The following is a 21,181-nucleotide window of genomic DNA, read 5'->3' on the forward strand; positions in this document are numbered from 1 at the left end:
AGGGCACCGCCGGACCCCATCAACGGACCCCACCGCCAAATCGCGCCGCAAAATAGTGTCGGTGCCTTAAGGCATGATGGAGGAATGAAGGGGCAGGAGCTCGCCGGCGGCACACTTGCGGCCGAGGCCATGGACCGGTTCAGCCGGCCGACCCGGGAGTGGTTCCTGGGCGCTTTCTCCGCGCCCACGCCGGCGCAGAACGGCGCCTGGAATGCCATTTCCTCAGGAGCGCACGCCCTGGTGGTGGCGCCGACCGGCTCCGGCAAGACCCTCGCGGCGTTCCTCTGGGCACTGGACCGGCTGCTGGTCTCCGCACCGCCGGCCCCCGAGGAACTTCCCGGACTGCCCGGGCTGGATGCCGCGGCCACCAAGGGGCGGCGGAAGGCTCCGAAGCGGAAAACCCGTGTGCTGTATATCTCCCCGCTCAAGGCGCTGGGCGTCGACGTCGAACGCAACCTGCGCGCGCCGCTGATCGGCATCACCCAGACCGCCAAGCGCCTCGGCCTGCCCGCGCCGCTGATCACGGTTGGGGTCCGCTCCGGGGACACGACGGCGGCGGACCGACGCTCGCTGCTCAGCCACCCGCCGGACATCCTGATCACCACCCCCGAGTCCCTCTTCCTGATGCTCACCTCCAAGGCGCGCGAGACCCTTGACGAGGTGGACACCATCATCGTCGATGAGGTCCACGCCGTGGCCGGCACCAAGCGCGGCGCGCACCTGGCCGTCTCGCTGGAACGCCTCGACGCGCTGCTGCCCAAACCGGCCCAGCGGATCGGGCTCTCCGCGACGGTGGAACCGAAGGAACTCGTGGCGCAGTTCCTGGCGGGCTCCGCACCGGTCGAGATCGTCGCGCCGCCGTCCAAGAAGACCTGGGACCTGACCGTCTCCGTCCCGGTCGAGGACATGTCCGATCTCCAGGGCGCCGCCGGGGCGTTCGATTCGGGCCCTGCGTCCGGGCTGCAGCCGCACGCGTCGATCTGGCCGCACGTCGAGGAGAAGATCGTGGACCTGGTGCTGGCCAACCAGTCCACCATCGTGTTCGCGAACTCCCGCCGGCTCGCGGAACGGCTCACCGCCCGGCTCAACGAGATCTACGCCGAGCGCCAACTGATGGCCGAAGGCGGCGGCTGGGACGAGGCAGCCGCCGGTGCGGCGGGGCCGGACGGTTCGCTGCCCGCCTCGACCGCGACGCCGGCGCACATGATGGCCCAGGCCGGCAGCACCGCGGGCGCCGACCCGGTCCTGGCCCGGGCACACCACGGGTCCGTGTCGAAGGACCAGCGCGCCATGATTGAAGACGACCTGAAATCCGGCCGGCTGCGCTGCGTCGTGGCCACCTCCTCGCTGGAACTCGGCATCGACATGGGCGCGGTGGACCTCGTGGTGCAGGTCGAGTCGCCGCCCTCGGTGGCCAGCGGGCTGCAGCGGGTGGGCCGGGCCGGCCACCAGGTCGGCGAGATCTCCCAGGGAGTGCTCTTCCCCAAGCACCGGGCGGACCTTGTCCACACGGCCATCACCGTGGAACGCATGCTGGACGGCAAGATCGAACGGCTCTACGTCCCGGCCAACCCGCTGGACATCCTCGCCCAGCAGACCGTTGCCGCGACCGCGCTCGGCGCGATCGACGTCGAGGAGTGGTTCGCCACCGTCCGCCGCTCCGCACCTTTCGCCTCGCTCCCGCGCTCCGCGTTCGAGGCCACCCTGGACCTGCTGGCCGGACGCTATCCGTCCGACGAATTCGCCGAACTGCGGCCCAGGATTGTCTGGGACCGCAACGCCGGCACCATCGAAGGACGCCCCGGCTCGCAGCGGCTGGCCGTGACCTCCGGCGGCACCATCCCGGACCGCGGCATGTTCGGGGTGTACATCATCGGCACGGAGGTGGAGGGCACCGGCTCCCCCGGCAGCACCGGCGACGGCAAGGCCGCGGGCCAGGCATCCACGGCCAAGGGCGGCCGCCGGGTGGGTGAACTCGATGAAGAAATGGTCTACGAATCCCGCGTTGGCGACATCTTTGCCCTCGGCGCCACCAGCTGGAAGATCGAAGACATCACGCACGACCGCGTCCTTGTCTCCCCCGCCTTCGGCCAGCCGGGCAAGTTGCCGTTCTGGCGGGGCGACTCGCTCGGCCGGCCGGTGGACCTGGGCCGGGCCCTCGGCGCGTTCATGCGCGAACTTTCGGCGTCCGACGTCGGCCCGGCCACCGAGCGCTGCAAGGCCACCGGCCTGGACGACTTCGCCGCCAACAACCTGATCCAGTACCTCGCCGAGCAGAAGCTCGCCACCGAGGTGGTCCCCAGCGACACGACCCTCGTGGTCGAGCGCTTCCACGACGAGCTCGGCGACTGGCGGGTGGTGCTGCACAGCCCCTTCGGCATGCCGGTGCACGCGCCGTGGGCCCTCGCCGTGGGCCAGCGGCTGCAACAGCGCTACGGGATGGACGGCTCCGCGATGGCCGCCGACGACGGCATCGTGCTGCGGGTGCCGATGATGGAGGACGAACCGCCCGGCGCCGAACTGTTCCTCTTCGAGCCCGAGGAGCTGGAACAGATTGTCAGCGCAGAGGTCGGCGGCAGCGCTCTGTTTGCCTCCCGTTTCCGGGAGTGCGCCGCCCGCGCCCTGTTGCTGCCCCGGCAGACCCCCGGAAAGCGGCAGCCGCTCTGGCAGCAGCGGCAACGCTCGGCCCAGCTGCTGGACGTCGCCCGGAAGTACCCGACCTTCCCGATCGTGCTCGAAACCGTGCGCGAATGCCTGCAGGACGTCTACGACCTTCCGGCTCTGAAGGACATTGCCGCCTCGATCGAGCGGCGCGAACTGCGGATCCTGCAGACCACCACGCAGCAGCCCTCGCCGTTCGCGAAGTCCCTGCTCTTTGGCTACGTGGCGCAGTTCCTCTACGAGGGCGATTCGCCGCTGGCCGAGCGCCGGGCCGCCGCCCTGGCGCTGGATTCCACCCTGCTCAACGAACTGCTGGGCCGGGTGGAGCTGCGCGAACTGCTCGACGCGAAGGTCATCGAGGCCACCGAGCTTGAACTCCAGCGCCTCGCGCCGGACCGCCGAATGCGCGGGCTGGAGGGCGTGGCCGACCTGCTCCGGCTGCTGGGCCCGCTCACCCCCGACGAAGTCGCCGCCCGGCTGGAGGCCGAGATCCAGCCCGCCGCAACCAAGGCCGCGTCCGGAACGGAGCTTGCCGACGCTGCAGCAGGAGAGGGCGCCGTCGACGGCGTGCCCGATGCGGGGCCGGAGCCCGCCAAAATCGCGGCGGGCAGCCCCGAGGCCGCGGCGCATCTGGCCGCGCTACAGCGGGCCAACCGTGCGATCAAGGTCAACATCGGCGGCGCCGAGCGGTTCGCCGCTGTCGAGGACGCCGCCAGGCTACGCGATGCCCTCGGGGTTCCATTGCCGATGGGCGTGCCGCTGGCGTTCATCGAACCCGTCGCGGACCCGTTGGGCGACCTCGTTTCGCGGTACGCCCGGACTCACGGGCCCTTTACCGCCGCCGAGGCCGCCGCCCGGCTGGGACTCGGCGTCGCCGTCGTCGGCACGGCGCTCAAGCGGCTGGCCGCGGATGGGCGCGCCGTCGAGGGCGAGTTCCGGCCCCACGTCACGGCACCGGAAAGCGGGTCAGCCGGGGAGACGGCGGACGCGCCTGCACCGACGGCTCCGGCGACCCCGGCGACCCCGGCGATCGTTATGCCTTCGGCAGGCGCCAGCGAATGGTGCGACGCCGAGGTGCTCCGCAAGCTCCGCCGCCGCTCCCTGGCCGCGCTGCGCGCCGAGGTCGAGCCCGTGGATATGTCCGCCTACGGGCGGTTCCTCCCGGCCTGGCAAAACGTACGGACACCCGGCGCCCGGGGGCAGTCGGCGCTGCGCGGGCTGGACGGCATCATCACCGCCATCGACCAGCTCTCCGGCGTGCCGATTCCGGCTTCCGCCTGGGAACCGCTGGTCCTGGCCAGCCGCGTCTCCAACTACCAGCCGGCCATGCTCGACGAGCTCATGGCCGCCGGCGAGGTCCTCTGGTCCGGAGCCGGCTCACTGCCCGGCAACGACGGCTGGGTAAGCCTGCACCTGGCCGATTCCGCCGAACTGACGCTGAACCCGGCCCTGGACTTCGAACCCGGCGACGCGCAGCAGCGGCTCCTGGACCACCTGCGGAACAACGGCGGCGGTTACTTCTTCCGGCAGCTAACCGACATTGCCGGCGGGATGGATTCGGTGCTCAGCGACCAGGACGTCGTGTCCGCACTCTGGGATTTGGCCTGGGCGGGCCGGATCACCGGCGATACGTTCGCTCCGGTCCGGGCGCTGATCGCGGGCGGGCACACCGCGCACCGGCAGGTCGGGCGCGCCCCGCGGGCCCGTGCGCCCAGGCTCAGCCGGCTGGGACGCGCCCACGGGACCGGCCTGCTCGGATCGCCGGGCCTTACCGGCGGCCGTTACGGCTCCGTCAGCGGCGCCGCCCCCACGCCTCCCCTGGCTGCGGGGCGCTGGTCCGCACTCCCGGCCCCCGAACTCGACGCCACCATCCACGCCCGCGCCACCGCCGAACTCCTGCTCGACCGGTACGGCGTGGTCACCCGCGGATCGGTCATGGCGGAGAACATCGTGGGCGGCTTCGGCCTGATGTACAAGGTGTTGGCCCGGCTCGAGGAAGCCGGGCGCTGCCGCCGCGGCTACTTCATCGAGCACCTCGGCGCAGCCCAGTTCGCCGTGCCGGCCACGGTGGACAGGCTGCGCTCCTACGTCGAGGACGCCCAGCTGAACAAGACCGAGCCGGTCGCCCTGGCACTCGCCGCCACGGACCCCGCGAACCCGTACGGGGCCGCGCTGCCGTGGCCGGCCGTGAATGAGGAGGCAGGCACCGGCCACCGGCCGGGCCGGAAGGCAGGTGCCCTGGTGGTGCTGGTCGACGGAGCCCTGGTCCTCTACGTCGAACGCGGCGGGAAGACCCTGCTGGCGTTCAGCACCGACGCCGAAGTCCTGGCCGCCGCCGGCGCAGCCCTCGTGGGAGTCGTGACCCGGGGCGCCGTCGACAAGCTCATCATGGAAAAGGTCAACGGCCACGGCATCCTGGACACCCCCGTTGCCGCCGCCCTGGCCCAGGCCGGCGCCTACTCCACCCCGAAGGGACTGAGGATCCGTGCCTGAGGGCGATTCCGTTTTCCGCGCCGCGGCGCAGCTGCACGCCGCGCTGGCCGGCAAGGAGTTGCTGGCGTCCGATTTCCGGGTGCCGCGCTTCGCCACGCTGAAGCTGGGCGGCTGGACCGTCCAGGAGGTTGTCCCCCGCGGCAAGCACCTGCTGATGCGCGTGACGGGACCGGCCCCGAAGGACCGGCTCACTATCCACTCACACTTGAAGATGGAGGGGAACTGGCAGGTCTATCCCCCCGGCGGGCGCTGGCGCAAGCCCGGTTTCACCGCCCGCTGTGTGCTCCGCACGGCGTCGGCGGACGCCGTCGGATTTTCGCTCGGGCTGCTGGAGGTCATCCCGACGGCGGAGGAGGCCAGCGTCGTGGGCCACCTCGGACCGGATCTGCTCGGCCCGGACTGGGACATGGCGGAAGCCGAACGCCGCCTGCTCGCGGCACCCGAGGTGCCGATCGGCGTCGCGCTCCTGGACCAGCGCAACCTGGCCGGCATCGGCAACATCTACCGTTGCGAGGCGTGTTTCCTGTCCGACGTCCACCCGGCGTCGCCGGTCTCGGCGGTCCCGGACCTGGCGGCGATGATCACCGACGCGAAGGTCCTGCTGACAGCCAACCTCGGCCCGGGCCGCCGCGTCACGGTGCTCAACGCTCGCGGCGTTCCGGTCGGCAGGACGGCGGGGCGGCCGGGCTACTGGGTGTACCGGCGGGAGCACCAGCCCTGCCTCAAATGCGGCACCCCCATCCGGCGCGGCGTCCTGGCCAAGGCCACCGGCACCGAGGAACGGGACATCTACTTCTGCCCCAGCTGCCAGCCCCTGCTCGGAGCCTGACGCGGCCGGCCGGGTGCGCGGCCGCCAGGCTCCGTCAGTGGATCTAGGTGGCCGGTGTCGAGGCCCCGGCCACGGCCGCTTCCGCTGCGGGCTGGTCGTCCGCAGCGGGCAGGACCTCTCCGGGGGACTTCAGCTCGGCGGACTTCAGCTCGGGGACTGTGAAGCGCGGCAGCAGGAGCTGGACCAGGGGTCCGATGGCCAGCGCATAGAGCACTGTCCCCACGCCGACCGAGCCGCCCAGCAGCCAGCCTGCGCCCAGCACCACTACCTCGATACCGGTCCGCGCGCCCCGCACCGGCCAGCCGGTGCGCCGTGCAAGTCCGGTCATCAGGCCGTCCCGCGCTCCGGGCCCCAGCCGGGCACCGATGTACAGGGCGGAGGCCACGCCGTTGAGCAGCACGGCCCCGATCAGGAGCGCGACCTGGCCACCCAGGTGCGAGAACTTGGGGATCAGCGCCAGCCCGAGGTCGGCGAAGACCCCCACCAGCACGGCGTTGCTGACGGTGCCGACCCCGGGCCACTGCCGGAGCGGGATCCACAGCAGCAGGACCAGGAAACTGACGATGATCACTACGGTGCCAAGACTCAGCCCGGTCCTGCCGGCGAGTCCCTGGTGGAAGACGTCCCACGGCGCCGTGCCCAGGCTGGCGCGGATGACCATGGCGAGCGAAACGCCGTACAGGGCTAGGCCGATCAGGAGCTGGAGGAGTCTGCGCGTCATCATGGCCACCATCCTGCCGGAAAACTGGCCTTGTAATCCATAGCCAGTTTGGAATACTGGCTTTATGTCCGGCTCCCTGAATCCGAGTTCCCTCACCCGCCTGCTGGGTAAGTGGAACGTCGGCGCCTCGCCCGCCTACCGCGAGCTGGCCGACGTCGTCCGCCTGCTCATCCTCGACGGCCGGATCCCGCTCGATGTGGCACTGCCCAGCGAGCGGTCGCTGGCGGCCACCCTCGGCATCAGCCGCACCACCGTGACCGCGGCCTACGCCCTGCTGCGCGAGCAGGGCTTCCTCAGCAGCGGCCAGGGCAGCCGGAGCCGGAGCTGCATCCCGAGCCACGGCCCGGCCCATCCCGGCGGGAACGACGGCGGTCTGCGGCTCAGCGGCGCCCCCGGGCTGGCGGTTCCCGACGGGATCCTCGACCTGGCCTACGCCTCGCTGCCAGCCAGCGGCGAAGTGGTGCACCGGGCGTTTGCCGCCGCACTGACGGAGCTGCCGGCGCTGCTGCCCGGCTTCGGGTACGACGCGCTCGGCGTGGGTCCGCTCCGGGAGGCGATTGCGGCCCGCTACACGGCGGCCGGGGTGCCCACCACCGCCGGGCAGATCCTGGTCACCTCCGGCGCGCAGCACGCCCTGAACATCGTGCTCCGGACCCTCGCCGGGCGGTCCGGGAAGGTGCTCGTGGAACATCCGAGCTACCCGAATGCCCTCGACGCGATCCGGGCCGCGGGCTGCCGCCCGGTGACGGTGGCCATGCCCGCGGCCCACGGCGGCGGCGCCCACACGGAGCACGCCCGCGCCGGGGGCCAGGCAGGCTGGGACCTGGAGGCGATGGAATCGGCGCTGCTGCAGCAGCGGCCGTCGATGGCCTACGTGGTGCCGGACTTCCACAACCCCACCGGCCGGCTCATGCCCGACGCCCAGCGGCGCCGCCTGGTAGCGGCCGCCGTGGCGTCAGGCACCGTGCTGGTGGCAGACGAGACGCTGCGGGAGCTGAACCTCGACGGCGCCAGCTCCACTCCGATGGCCGCGTTCGGGCCGGCGGTGGTGTCCCTGGGATCGCTCAGCAAGTCGCACTGGGCGGGGCTGCGCACCGGCTGGATCCGTGCCAGCGAGCCCCTGATCCAGCGCTTCGCCGCGGCGCGGACCACACTGGACCTGGGCGGTCCAGTGGTGGAGCAGCTCGCCGCGGCGCACCTGGTCAATGACCTGGCCGAGCCGCTGCCCGCCCGGCTCGCCGCGCTGCGCGGAAACCGGGATTGCCTGCTGGACCTGATCCGCGGGCATCTTCCGGACTGGGAGCCGGAGCGGCCCGTTGGCGGATTGTCGGTCTGGTGCCGTCTTCCCGCGCCCGTCAGTACCGCCCTGGCGGTGCTCGCCCCGGACTTCGGCATCCGCCTCGCGGCGGGACCCAGGTTCGGCGTCGGCGGCGCCTTCGAGTACTACCTGCGGCTGCCGTTCACCCTGCCGCCGGAGCAGCTCGAGTCAGCGGTGCTGGCCCTGCGCGCGGCCCAGGACCGGCTGGACCGCTCCCCGCAGCTGCGCCGGAACCTCCCCGCCCAGCCCGCCGCGGCCATCGCCTGACCCGGCCCCCGGCCCGTTTCGACGGTTCCCTGCCGATCCGGCGCTTGGAAACATCGAGCGGGCACGGAACCGTCGAAACGGCGAGTGGGGCTTGGTTGCGCAGACCTAGGCATAGACCTTCGCCAGGAATCCGGCCCAGGCGTTCGACGTCGCCCCGGTGTCCCCGCTGCCGCTGAAGTCGTGCACGGTCATGCCCACCGGCGCCCCGAAGTTGTTGCGGCCGAAGAAGCGGTACATCGCGTCGGCGGTCCGCAGGCCGAGGAAGTTTTCGTTGGCAAAGTCCACTTCGCCGGCCAGGTGCCCGACGCCGTCGACGTCCAGCTCCACCCCGTCGCCGGGGGCCGACCCGGCGACGCCGAGGGCCTTCTTGAGCCGGTCGAAGCCGCCCGGGACCTGGGACGCGGCCGGCGCCTGGATGTCCGTGAAGACGACGGGCCGGCCGTTGAAGTGCTGCAGGTACTGGCCCAGAGTGTGGAGGTAGAAGGCCGTGTGCTTGCTGGCGCCGTCGTACTGCTCATCCCAGTTGTCTGCAAAAATGCCGCTGTGGACGTAGTGGAGCCGCGCCCGGCCGCCGCCTAGCGGTTCCAGTACGTGCTCCAGCTGGTTGAACCAGCCGTCCGGGCCGTCCATCCGGGTGACCAGATGCGAGGGGTACTCGTCCACGGTACGCACCGCGGGCCACTGGTCCGTGGGAAACATCCAGGCGGGGGTGTCCTTCGTGACGGCCTCCCACACCTGTTCGGGCGTGCCGGGCAGTTCGGTGTCGTAAACGATCTCGAATTCGCGCTTGTCAGTCATTGTCCTGCTCCTTGGCTTGGCCGGTTGTGTCTTTCGGGGTTGCGTGAGTTGTTGTGCGTGCCGTCGCCTTCAGCGAGGGATGGAGTGCGACGACGAGCCGGTGCCTGCGTCCGGCCGGCCGGGCTGCCGGGGACTCTGGCGAGCCGTCCGCCGGGACGCCGCTGCCGCCGTCGTGATACTTGTCCACGAGCCGGGTCACCGCGACGCCGAGCTCTTCGGCGAAGGCCGCCCGGTCGGCCGCGGACCGGAAAGTGACCTCGCCGTCGATCGCGAAGGTGGCGAGTTTTTGCCTGGCCGCGGTGGCCCCGGCGATCAGCTGGCCCATTTCCTGGACCATGCGGGCCGCGAGCGCCAGCAGCCAGAACGCAGAGAAGCGGTCCGAGAACCGGTGCGGGTCCGGGGCCACGGAGGCAAGCGCCGCCGGCGAAATCAGGTACGACGCCGCCGTCGCCCGCAGGATGCGTTCGGTGACGTTGCCGCGCCTGCGCTCCTCGATGAGTTCGACCAGCCCATGCCGCTCGAGGGCTTTCAGGTGGTAATTCACTTTCTGCCGCGGCAGGCCCACCTTCGCGGCCAGCTGTGTTGCCGATCCTGGCTCGGCCAGCTCGCGCAGGATGCGGGTCCGGATCGGATCCAAGGATGCCTCCGCCGCGGCCGGGTCTTCGATCACTTCGATGTCCAACATGCTCCAAGTCTCGTTGCCGACAGTTTTATTTGTCAAGAACTTTTTTGTCGTCGGCCCCGTCTCGACGGTTCCCTGCCGATGCGGCGCTTGGAAACATCGAGCGGGCACGGAACCGTCGAAACGGCGGGCGGGGCTTAGGCGGGCGGGGCACGGCGGGCAAGCGGGGCGGCGGGGCGGGCAAAGTAGAATGGACCGATGATGCAATCCCCCCTGCCCGTGCGTGACGGCGTGAACGCGACCCGCCTGCGGCTGCCGGACGAGGGGCCGTGGGACACCGCCATGGACTACATGATGCACCGCTGGGGGCACATCGACCCGCAGGGCATCGAGGACCGTTTCGACGCCGGCGAAATCGTGGGCGAGGCCGGCGTACCGCTGGACCGCACCACCCCGCTGCAGCGCCACACCTTCATCTGGTACTACCGCTCGCTGCCGCCCGAGACCCGCATCCCGGTGGAACTGAACATCCTGCACCAGGACGAGCACCTCCTGGTCGTGGACAAGCCGCACTTTCTGCCCACCACCCCGGGCGGCACCTACATCCAGGAGTCGGCCCTGGTGCGCCTGCGGAACCAGCTGCGGCTGCCGGACCTGATCCCGATGCACCGCCTGGACCGCATGACGGCCGGCATCCTGCTGCTCTCCACCAACCCCGAGACCCGAGGGAAATACCAGGTGCTCTTCGAGAAGCGCCAGGTTCAGAAGGAATACGAGTGCGTGTCCGCCGCGGAGCCCGCCCCGGGGCACCCCGCCGTCGACTTCCCGGTAGTCGTGCGCAACAGGATGACCAAGTCCCGCAGCTACCTGCTCGCCGAGGTCATCGAGGGCGTGCCCAACGCCGAGACCCGGATCGAGCGGTTGCGCACCTTTGACGCACCCGACGCCGCCGCCCCGCGCCGTGCGCTCTACCGGCTGGAGCCGCACTCGGGGAAGACGCACCAACTCCGCGTGCACATGGCGTCGCTGGGACTCGGGATTGTGAACGACGCGTTCTATCCCGAGCTGCTGGACAAGGCGCCGGACGACTACGCCAAACCGCTTCAGCTCCTGGCCCGCGGCATCCGCTTCGTGGACCCCATCTCGGGCAGCCCGGTGGAGTACCGCAGCCGGCTCGAACTTTCCGAAGCCCACTAGCGCCAACCACTGATCCCCGCCGGATATGCGGTAACTTGTGCCCATGGACCTGGCCAATGCGGACACCTGGGGAGCCGCGATCTATTTCTGGATCATCCCCGTGGTCCTCGGCGACGCCATCTTCCCGCCGGTCCCCTCCGAGATGGTGGTCATCACCGCCGGAGCCCTGTCTGCCGACGGCCGGGCCAACGTTTTCCTGGTGGCAATTCTCGCCGCCCTGGCCTCCTGGCTGGGGGACATCATGGTCTTCCAGCTCTTCAAGCGCCGCCTCAGCCACGTGCTGGACCGGTGGAGCTGGGGCCGCAGGTTCCACAGCGGCGTGCACCTGGCCATCGCTCGGGCCGGACGATCGTCGACCTACGGGGCCATCATCGGCATCCGCTTCATCCCGGGCGGCCGACTTGCCACCACGGCCGCGGCGGGGATCGCCAACGTGTCCACCCGCGGTTTCAGTTTCTGCGCGGCACTGGGCGGCAGCCTGTGGGCGGTCTGGTCGGTGGGCCTGGGGTACATCACAGGTTCGGCCACCAAGCTGCCGTTCTGGGCGAGCTCGCTGATCGGGGTGGGCCTTGGGCTGGTGATCGGCGCCGTCGTCGGGGTGGTCGTCACCCGCCGCCGCGGCAACCGCTCCCCCGTGGTGCAACCCGGCTCCCCCGAGGCGGACCCCGACGCGGAGCTGGACTTCTAGACCGGCACCTCCGCCGGCCCAGGCCCGCGCTGCTGGGCCACGCGCGGCTGGGCCCGCGCGGCTACACCGGCGCCCAGCGTCCCCGGTTGCGCCGCAGCACGGTCAGGTTCCCGGTCACCGCAACGCGTTCGACGGCGTCGCGCATCATGGCGGCCGACTCCAGCGCCTGGCTGTTCTCCGCGGCGTAGGCCGTGGCGTCCACCAGGAAGCGGAGGTTCAGCTGCGGGACCCCGCCGGCGAGTTCCAGCTGGTTGGCCTCCACGTGGTGCCGCGTTCCCAGCGCCTCCACGGCAGCCGCCATCACGGCTTCCGGCGGGGTGCCCGGCTTGAGTCCGGTGATCTTGAGTCTGGTCTGGAACGACGGCATGGAACAACCCTAGCCGGACGCGCCCCGGAGCCGGGGCGCGGACTACCCGGTGTTGCGCAGGCCCGCCGCGACGCCGTTGACGGTGATCAGCATGGCCCGCTGGAGGCGTTCGTCGATCTCGGCGTTGGGCATGCCCTCCCCTGCCGCGGCCTCGGCGCGGACGCGGCGCAGCAGCTCCACCTGCAGGTAACTGATCGGGTCCAGATACTGGTCCCGGATCTCGAGCGAGCGCTTGAGCGTGGGCTGCGCGTCGAGCAGCAGGTCCTCCCCCGTCAGGTTCTGGATCTCGGCCACGGTCAGCTCGTATTCGGCGCGGATGGCGTGGAACAGGTGGTGCAGCTCGGCCGGCACCAGGGTCGAAACGTAGTAGCCGGCAATGTCCATGTCCGTCTTGGCGAGCGTCATTTCGACGTTGGAGAGCACCGAGCGGAAGAAGTGCCAGCCGTCCATCATCTCCACGAGCTGGGCCGAGTTGCCTGCCTCGCGCGCAGCCTTAAGTCCGGAGCCGACGCCGAACCAGCCCGGCACGATCTGCCGCGACTGGGTCCAGCCAAACACCCACGGAATGGCCCGCAGCCCCTCGAGGCCCGCACCGGAATCGGGGCGCTTGGACGGGCGGGAGCCGATGTTCAGCGAGCCCAGCTGCTCCACCGGCGTGGAGGCCATGAAGTAGGCCGGCAGGTCCGGATTGTCGATCAGGGTCCGGTAGCGGGCGAATGCCGCATCGGAGATGGTCTCCATGACGTGGCCGTAACGCTCGCGCTGGTCCTCCGAGGTGCGCGGGGTACGGTGCAGCGCCGATCCCTGCAGCACCGCGGCGAGGGAGAGCTCCAGGTTCTCGCGCGCGAGCTCGGGCAGCGAGTACTTGTCCGAGATGACCTCGCCCTGCTCGGTGAACTTGATCTCGCCTTCGAGCACGCCGTTGGGCTGGGCCATGATCGCGTCGTAGGTCGGGCCGCCGCCGCGGCCCACCGAGCCGCCGCGGCCGTGGAAGAGCCGCACCCGGACGCCGTGCTTGGCCGCGACGTCGCGCAGCTTGCGCTGTGTCTTGTGGATTTCCCACTGGCTCGTCATCACGCCGGATTCCTTATTGGAGTCCGAGTAGCCGAGCATAATTTCCTGCACGTCGCCACGCAGCCGGACCAGCTCGCGGTAGGACGCATCCGAGAGCAGCGCGTCCACGATCTCGGCCGAGGCGCGCAGCTCCTCCACGGTTTCCAGCAGCGGGGCAAAGCCGATCTTGGCATAGGGCGCCTCGCCGAAAAGGTTCACCAGCCCGGCCTCGCGGGCCAGCACGGCCGCGGCCAGGACGTCATCCGCGCCGCGGGTCATGGAAATGATGTACGTCTCGATCACGTCCGGGCCGTAGGTGCGCAGGGCGCGGCGGATCTCACGGAAGACGTCGTACGTGCCGTCCGCGACGCCGTCGAGCTTAATCGGGTGGCCGGAGAGCGGGCGGCGGGAGGCAAGCTCGGAGCCGAGCACTTCGAGCCGTTCGGCGCGGCTCAGTTCGGCGTAGCGCACGCCGGGGCCGCCGAGGCGGTCCATCAGCTGCCCGACGGCGTCGTGGTGGTGGTCGGCGTGTTCGCGGATGTCCAGCGTCGCGAGGTGCAGCCCGAAGGAGGCGATCGCGCGCCGGACGCGGGCCAGCGCACCGTCGGCGGCGAGGCCGGCGTGGTGGTTCCGCAGCGAGACCTCGAGCAGGCCCAGTTCGGCCAGGAGCTCGGCGGTGGCGGCGTAGTCGCGGCCGGGCTCGTGGGCCGAGCCGGCGGCGACCCGGCGGCCGGTGTTGAGCAGCTTGGCTTTGATGCAGGTGAGCTTGAGCCGGTACGGTTCCTGCGCGTTGAGCTCCAGGACGCGGCGGTCCAGTCCGGGCAGGTTCCCCAGGTCGACGTCGATCGAGTCCAGCAGCGCCTGGTCCGCCCCCGCCAGCGCGGTCGAGTTGGACAGGATGGAGATGAGCCCGTCGATCAGGCCGATGCTGATCCGGACGGCGTGCTGGTTCTGGATCTGCAGGATTTCGCGGGTGACGCCGGCGGTGACGTTGGGGTTGCCGTCCCGGTCACCGCCGATCCAGGAGCCGAAGCGGATCGGCGCCTTCGTGACGGGCAGGGTGACGCCGTGCTCGCCGAGGAGTTCGGACAGGTCCGAGAGCATCTCCGGCATGGCGTCGCCGAGGATCCCGGTGAGGTAGTAGATCGCGTTCCGGGCCTCATCCACAGGGGTGGGCCGGACCTGGCGGAGCTCGTCGGTCTGCCACATCTGGTCGATCACCTCGGCCAGCTGGCGGTCCTGGCGGCGGCGGGCCGAGGTGCCCTCCCGGGTGGATTCGGCCAGCACGTCGGAAAGCCGGCGGATCTTATCCAGCACCGAACGGCGAGAGGCTTCGGTGGGGTGCGCGGTGAAGATGGGCCGGACGTCGAGTTCATCCACGACATCCTGCAGCACGGCGGATCCGGCCTGTTCGGCGATTTCCTCGACGGCCTTGGCCAGCCAGCCGTCCTTTTCCTGCCGGCTCCGCAACCCGCGGACCCGGTGGACCTGCTCGGCGGCGTTGGCCAGGTGGAAGTAGAACGCGAAGGCCCGGACCAGGTCGGTTGCCTGCTCAAGCGGCAGCGACCCGAGCAGTTCGCGGACCTGGGCGACGACGTCGTACGAGCTCCACGGCCCGGTGGCATCGGCGCCGCCCCGGGCGGCCTCTTTCGATTCCTTGGTCAGCAGCCGCACCTGCTCGACGAGGTCGAGGAGCTCGGGGCCGTGCTGGCGGACCAGGGATTCGCCGAGGAGGGTGGACACCCGGCGGACGTCGGCGCGCAGTTCGGAGGCGAGGTCCGTACCGGAAGTCAATGCAGTGTCAGCCATGGAAACAATCTTTCGAGGGTTCGACTTGGCTCGTACACTGCGCTGGATACTGTGAGCCGGGTTACTTGTACCCATGGGATGTTACCCGGCTCACGCTCACGCGGGGAATCCGTCTCAGATAGTGTCGGGACCCTTGACGACGGCCGCTGCACCCAACTAACTCGCAGTTGTTGCCGTTTTCAGCGCTCAAAACGGCAACAACTGCGAGCCAGTTCGGCTGGACCCGGCGGGGCCCGGGCGGGTTTAGCGGGCGATCTTGAAGTTGAAGTCCGCGTTTCCGAAGGCGCCCCAGAGCCGCAGCCAGATCGGCAGGAGCATTTCCGTCCCGCGGGCCGTCGTGATGTCGCCCAGGTCGATGATGTCGCGGTGGCCCAGGTCCGCCAGCAGCCCCGCCACCACCGTCTTGGCGTCCGCGTCGTTGCCGGAGACGAACACCGAGTGGTCACCGCCGGCCACGCTGGCCGGGTCAACCATGATCCCGGCGTTCATCGTGTTGAGCGTCTTGACTACCCGCGCGTCCGGGAAGGCGCGCTGGATCTGCTCGCCGAGGCTGTCGGTGTTCACCGGGTTCAGTGACGGCGGGAAGCCCTGGGAGAAGTCGAGCGGGTTGGCGATGTCGACGATGACCTTGCCGGCCAGGTTGGCGGCGCCGGCGGCGGCCAGCGCATCGAGGGAACCGGTGCCGTTGGTGGCGTTGACAACGATCTCGCTGCCGGCGGCGGCCTCGGCGAAGGTGGTCAGGGAAATTTCGCCGTGCTCCGCGTGCCACTGGGCAAACGGGACGCCGCCCATCGGTCCCGCCTCGGTCCGGGCCAGCGTGGCCTGCGGATCGCGGGTTCCGATGACGACATCGTGGCCGAGCTTTGCCAGGGCGCCTGCGACGGCGGGGCCGACCGTGCCGGTGCCGAATACTGCAATTTTCATGGTGACCTCATTCGGTAGGACTTTTTCGGATCATTGGGGGTAGACAAGTCCGTCTACCGCTGGGCGAGACGCTACCAGACAGAACTGTCTACGGCAAGCGTCCCGTCGGCGGACTGCGACCTGGGAGCGGCCTCGGCTGGCTCCGCCGGCCGCCCCGTCAGACGGCCCCGGACCGCGCCCGGACAGACTGGTCTGTGTACCATGAAGTTATGACGCCGACAGCAGCCACCGCACCAACCGCCGTCGGGCCGCGCAGTGTCCGGACGCCGGCAGGGCAGGCCAAGGACAAGATCCTGGCGACGGCCTTCCGGCTCTTCTACGCGCAGGGACTCCGGGCGGCCGGCATCGACACGATCATCGCCGAATCCGGCGTCGCGAAGGCCACCTTCTACAAGTACTTCCCGGCCAAGGATGACCTGATCCTGGCCTATCTGGAACAGGTTGACGGGGTCTGGACCGGGCAGCTGCACGCCGCCGCCGAAGCCGCCGGGCCGGACGCCGCGGATCAACTCGTGGGCCTGTTCGACGCGCTCTCCACCGCCTGCCGTCGGGACGGCTACCGCGGCTGCGCCTTCATCAACGCCGCGGCCGAGTCGGCCTCCGGCACCCGGGTGCATGAACGGACGGTCGCCCACAAACAGCACATCCTGGCGTGGATTCGGGACCTGGCGGAGCAGGCCGGCGCCCAGGATCCGGACGGACTGGCCCGCAGCCTGACCCTCGTCCTCGACGGCGGCCTGGCCAGCGGTGTGCTCGACGCCGACCCCGCCGCTGCCGCCGCCGCCCGCACCACCGCGGCCCAACTGGTTGCGGCCGCCCTGACCAACCCGCCCACCCCCAACTGACAGACAGTTGTTGCCGTTTTGAGCCCTCAGAACGACAACAACTGCGAGCTAGTTGGGCTGATACCCGCAGAGGTGCCCTTTGACCGCCGCCCCCTCCCCCACTGACGCACAGCTCGCCCGCTGGCAGCGCTTCCGCAAGAACCGCAACGAGGCCCTCGCCAGTGCCTATGGCTGGCTCACCCTGACCTCCTTCCAGTGGCTGCCGGAGAGCCCGGCCGCCGTCGAACTCGTCCCCGGCCTCTGGTCCACGGACGGCACGACGGCGTTCCTTACCGCAGCCGCGGCCGACGGGCTGACCCTGGTGGAGACCGGCGAGCCCGTGGACGGGACCATCAGCGCGGCGCTTAGCAATGAAGAGTCGCTGCTGTGGGTCCAGTTCGGCGGGACGGACGGCCGGCAGGTCAGGGTGGAGCTCGCCATGCGGGCCAACAGATACGCGCTGCGCACCCGGGATTCGAAGTCGCCGGTGTTCACCGGGTTCGACGGCGTACCCACCTTTGATTACCGGCCGGACCTGGTCATCGAGGCGCGGTTTACGCCCTATCCCGAGCCGGTGGACGTGCCCATCGGGACCGCCAACCCGCTGGTGGACGGCGTGCACCGTTCCGTAGGCGAGCTCGTGTTCCGGCTCCCCGGCCAGGAGCATGAATGCCACCTGCAGGCCGAGGAGGAGAAACTCGGCGCCCTCACCGTCACGTTCCACGACGAGACCAATGGAGACACGACGGACGAATGGCGCAAGGTCTCCACGGCGCGGCCGCGGCCGGACAACACCGTGGTACTGGACTTCAACCGGGCCATCAACTACCCCAGCGCCTTCACCCCGTACGGCACCTGCCCCATGCCGGTGAAGAACAACAGCCTGGACTACCGGATCGAAGCCGGCGAAAAGCAGCCCTTCGCCTAGCAGCAGGGCCCGTCTGGCTAGACGATCGCGGACACCCCGGTCACGGCGCGGCCCACGATCAGGGTGTTGATCTCGTACGAGCCCTCATAGGTATAGATCGCCTCGGCGTCGGCGAAGATCTTCGCCATCCGGTAGTCGGTGACGATCCCGTTGCCGCCCAGCAGGGACCGGCCCATCGCCACGGTTTCCCGCATCCTGGCGCTCACATAGGACTTCGCCAGCGCCACCTGTGGCATGTCGGCCGCGCCCGCATCCTGCAGCTGGGCAATCCGGACCATCATGCCCATGCTGGCCACCGCGTTCCCGAGCATGGTCACCAGCTGCTGCTGGACCAGCTGGAACTTGGCCAGCGGCCGCCCGAACTGGCGGCGTTCGACGGCGTACTGCCGGGCGACGTCGAACGCGGCAAGCTGTTGCCCCACGCCCTGCCAGGCGACCATGATCCGCGAACCGCGCAGCAGCTCGTTGGTGTCCTCGAAACTGTTGATCCCGGCGAACCGGTCGGCCTCGGCCACCTGCACGTCGGTGAACACGATGTCGGCGTTCTGCACGGTCCGCAGCGCGATCTTTTTTTCGATCCTGCTCCGGCGCACGCCGGGCAGCGTGGCGTCGACAATGAAGCCGCGGATGCCGCCGTCGGCCTCGTCGCGGGCCCAGACCAGCATGTAGTCGCAGAACGTCCCGTTGCCGATCCAGCGCTTGGCACCGTTGAGCACCCAGTGGTCGCCGGTGTCCCCGCCGGACACGCGCCGCGCTGTGGTCTCCATCCCGCCGGCCACGTCGGAGCCGTGGTCCGGCTCGGTCAGTGCGAAGGCCCCGGTGGTGCGCAGGTCGGCCGCGTCCTTCAGCAGCCGGGCCTTCTGCTCCTCGGAACCAAAACCGTAGAGCGACTCCACGAACAGGTCATGGTGGACCAGGAAGAAGGTCGCCAGCGAGGTGTCCACCCGGGTCATCTCGGCGATGACCAGGCCGGCGAACAGGTTGCTGTAGCCGCGCTGGGCCGGTGCGCTGAGCTCCAGCGCCGCCAGCTTGGGCAGGATATGCGCCGGGAACTCGGCGTCGTTCCACCACTGGGTGGCGAACGGCGCCACCTCGCGGGCCAGGAAGTCCCGGAGTTCGGCCAGTTTCGCCTGTTCGGCAGCGCTCAGCATCGACTCAAAGTCAAAGAAATCGGCAGTCGGCAGCCCGGACACTGCCGGGTCCGCGGCAGCGGAAGTGCCCACGTCGAGGGTCACTTCGGTCCCATCCGGATGGCGCCGTCGAGCCGGATGGTCTCACCGTTAAGCATGGCGTTGTCCACGATATGCGCGGCGAGGTTCGCGTATTCGGCGGGCCGGCCCAGCCGGGACGGGTGCGGCACCTGCGCACCCAGCGAGTCCTGCGCCTCCTGCGGCAGCCCGGCCATCATGGGGGTTTCGAAGATGCCGGGCGCGATCGTGACGACGCGGATCAGCGAGCGCGCCAGTTCGCGGGCGATCGGCAGCGTCATGGCGGCGACGGCGCCCTTGGAAGCCGAGTAGGCCGGCTGGCCGATCTGTCCGTCGAACGCAGCGACAGAGGCGGTGTTGATGATGACGCCGCGCTCCTCGCCGCCCAGCTCGGTTGCAACTGGCTCGGTGGCGGCCATCGCCGCGGCGGCCAGGCGGATGACGTTGAAGGTGCCGATGAGGTTGATCTGGATGACCCGGCTGAAGGTCTCCAGCGGCAGCACACCGTCCCGGCCCAGCACCTTGCCCGGGGTGGCGATGCCGGCGCAGTTCACCACGATCCGCAGCGGCCCAAGGGCGACGGCGGCGTCGACGGCGGCCTGCACCTGCTCCTCGCTGGTGACGTCCGCCGGGACAAAGACGGCACGGTTCGCCGGTACCGGCGCACCGCCGCCCGCAGCGCCGCCGTCGGCAGACGCGTTGAGCTCGGCGGCTAAGGCGTCCCCGGCCGAGGAAGGCAGGTCCACCAGCACCACGGACGCGCCGGCATCGAACAGCCGCCGGGCCGTCGCGGCCCCCAGACCGGAAGCCCCGCCCGTGATCAGTGCGACAGTACCCAAGACGTCCATGCATCCTCCTTGATGTGGAACCGGAACCCGGCCGTGAGCTGTGCGCAACCCACCGGCACCAGGGAACATTAGTTAGTTCAGGTTAACTGGAATGCAAACATTGCGCACCTCCGCCCTGAGATTCCGCGCCGGAGCCGCCGCCGCCACTAGGCTTGAACCATGACCGCAGCACCTGCCCATTCCCCCGCCCCGAACTGGTCTTTCCGCGCCGATGAGGCCGCGCGTTCGGTGACCCGGCTGTTCGGGCAGCGCCTCTTCTTCCTGCCCGGCACCCACATCGCCGCGATTTCCCGCCCCTCCGGCAGGCTCAAGAACCTGGCCCGGCCGTGGCACTACTGGTGGCAGGCACACTATGTGGACTGCCTCGTGGATACCGGCCGCCGCGAACTCGGCGTCGAGGGCCACACCCCGGCCAAGTTCGACGGCGACAACCTGCCCAGCGCCGGCAAGCTGGCTTCCCGGCTGGTCACCGGCATCCGGCTGCGCAATTTCCTGACCGTCGTCAACAGCTACTACGACGACATGGCTTGGCTGGCCCTCGCCACCCTGCGGCTGGAGAAGCTCGCCGAAGACACCCGCAAGACCTCCGGCAGGCGCCGCAACGCCAAGGTCCTCAAGAGCCTCACCCTCCAGTTCGACTCGGCCTCGACCGACGACCTGGGCGGGGGCACGTTCTGGAGCAAGAAGCGCGACTTCAAAAACACCCCGGCCACGGCCCCGATCGCCTTGTACTACGCCCGGACCGGTCAGTCGGCCAAGGCACAGGCCCTGCTCGACTGGCTCGACGCCAAGCTCTACGACCCGGAACAGGGCATGTACCGGGACGGCCTCCGGATCGCCCCCGGCGGGGAGCTGGTGCTGGAAAGCGCCATCTACACCTACAACCAGGGCCCGGTCCTGGGTGCGCTGCTGGAGCTGGGCGGCGAGGCGAACCTGGAACGGGCGGCTGCGCTGGTCGCGGCGGTGGGGCGCAGCCTCACGGTCCAGGCCCCGCTGCTGGGGCGCAAGGCCACGGTGCTCCGATCTGAGGGAACCGGCGACGGCGGCCTCTTCACCGGTGTCCTCATCCGCTACCTGGCCCTGGCGGCCGTCGATGAACGGCTGTCCGCCGAGACCCGGGCCGAGGCGGCCCTGCTGGTGACGGATACCGCGGAGGCGTTCTGGGAGGGCCGCCGCCTGGTGGCGGCGCAGGAGCCGCTGGCACGCAACGGGGCACGGCTGGTCTTCTCGGCCCGCCCCGAGCTGCCGGCGCGCCGGAGCTACCCGGCGGGGTCCGCCGTCGAACTGTCCACACAGCTGCAGGCCTGGATGGTCATGGAAGCTGCGGCATCGATCGCCGGGAAGCTGCCCGCCGTCGGGAAGCCGTCCGCCGAGGAGTCCGGCGGAGAGTCCGCGGCCGAAGACGCTGGCGCTCCGGCCGTTGCCACCCCAGAGGCCGGCGCCACCCACGCGGGCGACGCCGCGCAGAGCGCCACAGCGGCCCAGGAAGCCTCCACAGGGAATTAGGTCACGCAATAGTTTCGTAATTGGTGTGATCCTCCTCACTTAAGGCGCTCTCGGCTTGGTTGCTTAGGTTTGGCTAACCTACAGTTTTTCGTAGTGAGCATGCCCTAACTTCCCGCTCAC

Annotated in this window: 16 protein-coding genes; 8 read left to right on the top strand and 8 right to left on the bottom strand. The window is 70.1% G+C overall.

The window, feature by feature from the left end:
• Positions 1 to 84: 84 nt before the first annotated feature.
• Positions 85 to 5,154, top strand: a complete 5,070-nt coding sequence (locus tag AC1DB8_RS09275) for an Lhr family helicase (protein WP_476892840.1) — start codon at positions 85 to 87, stop codon at positions 5,152 to 5,154.
• Entirely contained in the window at positions 5,147 to 5,983 is an 837-nt protein-coding gene (locus tag AC1DB8_RS09280) for a DNA-formamidopyrimidine glycosylase family protein (RefSeq protein ID WP_476892841.1), read from the top strand. The genes AC1DB8_RS09275 and AC1DB8_RS09280 overlap by 8 nt, the downstream gene beginning before the upstream one ends.
• Before the next feature lie 43 nt (positions 5,984 to 6,026).
• On the opposite strand, the gene yczE is transcribed toward AC1DB8_RS09280, so the two are convergent.
• A complete protein-coding gene (yczE, locus tag AC1DB8_RS09285) occupies positions 6,027 to 6,707 on the bottom strand; it encodes a membrane protein YczE (protein ID WP_441418977.1) in 681 nt (226 codons plus the stop codon).
• A gap of 61 nt (positions 6,708 to 6,768) precedes the next feature.
• Between yczE and yczR the strand changes: the two genes are divergently transcribed.
• Positions 6,769 to 8,289 (top strand): MocR-like transcription factor YczR, encoded by a 1,521-nt coding sequence (gene yczR / locus AC1DB8_RS09290; RefSeq protein WP_476892842.1) that lies wholly within the window; start codon positions 6,769 to 6,771, stop codon positions 8,287 to 8,289.
• A 105-nt stretch (positions 8,290 to 8,394) separates the two neighbouring features.
• Here the strand turns inward: yczR and AC1DB8_RS09295 are convergent, their stop codons facing one another.
• Positions 8,395 to 9,087, bottom strand: a complete 693-nt coding sequence (locus AC1DB8_RS09295) for an SRPBCC family protein (RefSeq protein WP_476892843.1) — start codon at positions 9,085 to 9,087, stop codon at positions 8,395 to 8,397.
• Positions 9,080 to 9,772 carry a helix-turn-helix domain-containing protein gene (locus tag AC1DB8_RS09300; RefSeq protein WP_476892844.1) on the bottom strand — a complete coding sequence of 231 codons (693 nt, stop codon included), beginning with the start codon at positions 9,770 to 9,772 and terminating at the stop codon, positions 9,080 to 9,082. Before AC1DB8_RS09300 ends, AC1DB8_RS09295 begins: the two co-directional genes overlap by 8 nt.
• 198 nt (positions 9,773 to 9,970) lie before the next feature.
• On the opposite strand from AC1DB8_RS09300, the gene AC1DB8_RS09305 reads away from it, so the two are divergent.
• The gene (locus tag AC1DB8_RS09305) at positions 9,971 to 10,906 is read left to right on the top strand and encodes an RluA family pseudouridine synthase (protein WP_476893031.1); all 936 of its coding nucleotides are present in this window, start codon (positions 9,971 to 9,973) and stop codon (positions 10,904 to 10,906) included.
• Positions 10,907 to 10,949: 43 nt separating this feature from the next.
• Positions 10,950 to 11,594, top strand: a complete 645-nt coding sequence (locus AC1DB8_RS09310) for a DedA family protein (protein ID WP_441418973.1) — start codon at positions 10,950 to 10,952, stop codon at positions 11,592 to 11,594.
• A 61-nt stretch (positions 11,595 to 11,655) separates the two neighbouring features.
• Here AC1DB8_RS09310 and AC1DB8_RS09315 read toward each other — a convergent pair whose 3' ends face one another.
• The 3 genes from AC1DB8_RS09315 to AC1DB8_RS09325 form a co-directional block, all read right to left on the bottom strand.
• The gene (locus AC1DB8_RS09315) at positions 11,656 to 11,961 is read right to left on the bottom strand and encodes a hypothetical protein (RefSeq protein ID WP_441418972.1); all 306 of its coding nucleotides are present in this window, start codon (positions 11,959 to 11,961) and stop codon (positions 11,656 to 11,658) included.
• Between the two features lie 42 nt (positions 11,962 to 12,003).
• Positions 12,004 to 14,823: a phosphoenolpyruvate carboxylase gene (ppc, locus tag AC1DB8_RS09320; protein ID WP_476892845.1), complete on the bottom strand. Its 2,820-nt coding sequence runs from the start codon at positions 14,821 to 14,823 to the stop codon at positions 12,004 to 12,006.
• Between the two features lie 243 nt (positions 14,824 to 15,066).
• A complete protein-coding gene (locus AC1DB8_RS09325) occupies positions 15,067 to 15,747 on the bottom strand; it encodes an NADPH-dependent F420 reductase (protein ID WP_441418971.1) in 681 nt (226 codons plus the stop codon).
• Between the two features lie 209 nt (positions 15,748 to 15,956).
• Between AC1DB8_RS09325 and AC1DB8_RS09330 the strand changes: the two genes are divergently transcribed.
• Both AC1DB8_RS09330 and AC1DB8_RS09335 read left to right on the top strand, forming a co-directional pair.
• On the top strand, positions 15,957 to 16,592 hold the full coding sequence (locus tag AC1DB8_RS09330) for a TetR/AcrR family transcriptional regulator (protein ID WP_441418970.1): 636 nt from the start codon (positions 15,957 to 15,959) through the stop codon (positions 16,590 to 16,592).
• 79 nt (positions 16,593 to 16,671) lie between these two features.
• Positions 16,672 to 17,499, top strand: coding sequence for a DUF1684 domain-containing protein (locus tag AC1DB8_RS09335; RefSeq protein WP_476892846.1), 828 nt, complete (start codon positions 16,672 to 16,674; stop codon positions 17,497 to 17,499).
• Positions 17,500 to 17,516: 17 nt separating this feature from the next.
• On the opposite strand, the gene AC1DB8_RS09340 is transcribed toward AC1DB8_RS09335, so the two are convergent.
• Positions 17,517 to 18,650: an acyl-CoA dehydrogenase family protein gene (locus tag AC1DB8_RS09340; protein WP_476893032.1), complete on the bottom strand. Its 1,134-nt coding sequence runs from the start codon at positions 18,648 to 18,650 to the stop codon at positions 17,517 to 17,519.
• Positions 18,651 to 18,730: 80 nt separating this feature from the next.
• A complete protein-coding gene (locus tag AC1DB8_RS09345; protein WP_476892847.1) occupies positions 18,731 to 19,555 on the bottom strand; it encodes an SDR family NAD(P)-dependent oxidoreductase in 825 nt (274 codons plus the stop codon).
• Positions 19,556 to 19,714: 159 nt separating this feature from the next.
• Between AC1DB8_RS09345 and AC1DB8_RS09350 the strand changes: the two genes are divergently transcribed.
• Positions 19,715 to 21,061 (top strand): glycoside hydrolase family 76 protein, encoded by a 1,347-nt coding sequence (locus AC1DB8_RS09350; protein WP_476892848.1) that lies wholly within the window; start codon positions 19,715 to 19,717, stop codon positions 21,059 to 21,061.
• Positions 21,062 to 21,181 lie beyond the last annotated feature (120 nt).

The organism is Arthrobacter sp. 10N410, assembly GCF_056394945.1.

What these genes read in the sequence shown, in the direction of transcription:
- AC1DB8_RS09310 (WP_441418973.1), top strand. Translation starts at nt 10,950, where the DNA reads ATGGACCTGGCCAATGCGGACACCTGGGGAGCCGCGATCTATTTCTGG.
- AC1DB8_RS09315 (WP_441418972.1), bottom strand. Translation starts at nt 11,961, where the DNA reads ATGCCGTCGTTCCAGACCAGACTCAAGATCACCGGACTCAAGCCGGGC.
- AC1DB8_RS09305 (WP_476893031.1), top strand. Translation starts at nt 9,971, where the DNA reads ATGCAATCCCCCCTGCCCGTGCGTGACGGCGTGAACGCGACCCGCCTG.
- yczE (WP_441418977.1), bottom strand. Translation starts at nt 6,707, where the DNA reads ATGATGACGCGCAGACTCCTCCAGCTCCTGATCGGCCTAGCCCTGTAC.
- AC1DB8_RS09340 (WP_476893032.1), bottom strand. Translation starts at nt 18,650, where the DNA reads ATGCTGAGCGCTGCCGAACAGGCGAAACTGGCCGAACTCCGGGACTTC.
- AC1DB8_RS09345 (WP_476892847.1), bottom strand. Translation starts at nt 19,555, where the DNA reads ATGGACGTCTTGGGTACTGTCGCACTGATCACGGGCGGGGCTTCCGGT.
- AC1DB8_RS09350 (WP_476892848.1), top strand. Translation starts at nt 19,715, where the DNA reads ATGACCGCAGCACCTGCCCATTCCCCCGCCCCGAACTGGTCTTTCCGC.
- ppc (WP_476892845.1), bottom strand. Translation starts at nt 14,823, where the DNA reads ATGGCTGACACTGCATTGACTTCCGGTACGGACCTCGCCTCCGAACTG.
- AC1DB8_RS09295 (WP_476892843.1), bottom strand. Translation starts at nt 9,087, where the DNA reads ATGACTGACAAGCGCGAATTCGAGATCGTTTACGACACCGAACTGCCC.
- AC1DB8_RS09325 (WP_441418971.1), bottom strand. Translation starts at nt 15,747, where the DNA reads ATGAAAATTGCAGTATTCGGCACCGGCACGGTCGGCCCCGCCGTCGCA.
- AC1DB8_RS09300 (WP_476892844.1), bottom strand. Translation starts at nt 9,772, where the DNA reads ATGTTGGACATCGAAGTGATCGAAGACCCGGCCGCGGCGGAGGCATCC.
- AC1DB8_RS09330 (WP_441418970.1), top strand. Translation starts at nt 15,957, where the DNA reads ATGACGCCGACAGCAGCCACCGCACCAACCGCCGTCGGGCCGCGCAGT.
- AC1DB8_RS09275 (WP_476892840.1), top strand. Translation starts at nt 85, where the DNA reads ATGAAGGGGCAGGAGCTCGCCGGCGGCACACTTGCGGCCGAGGCCATG.
- yczR (WP_476892842.1), top strand. Translation starts at nt 6,769, where the DNA reads ATGTCCGGCTCCCTGAATCCGAGTTCCCTCACCCGCCTGCTGGGTAAG.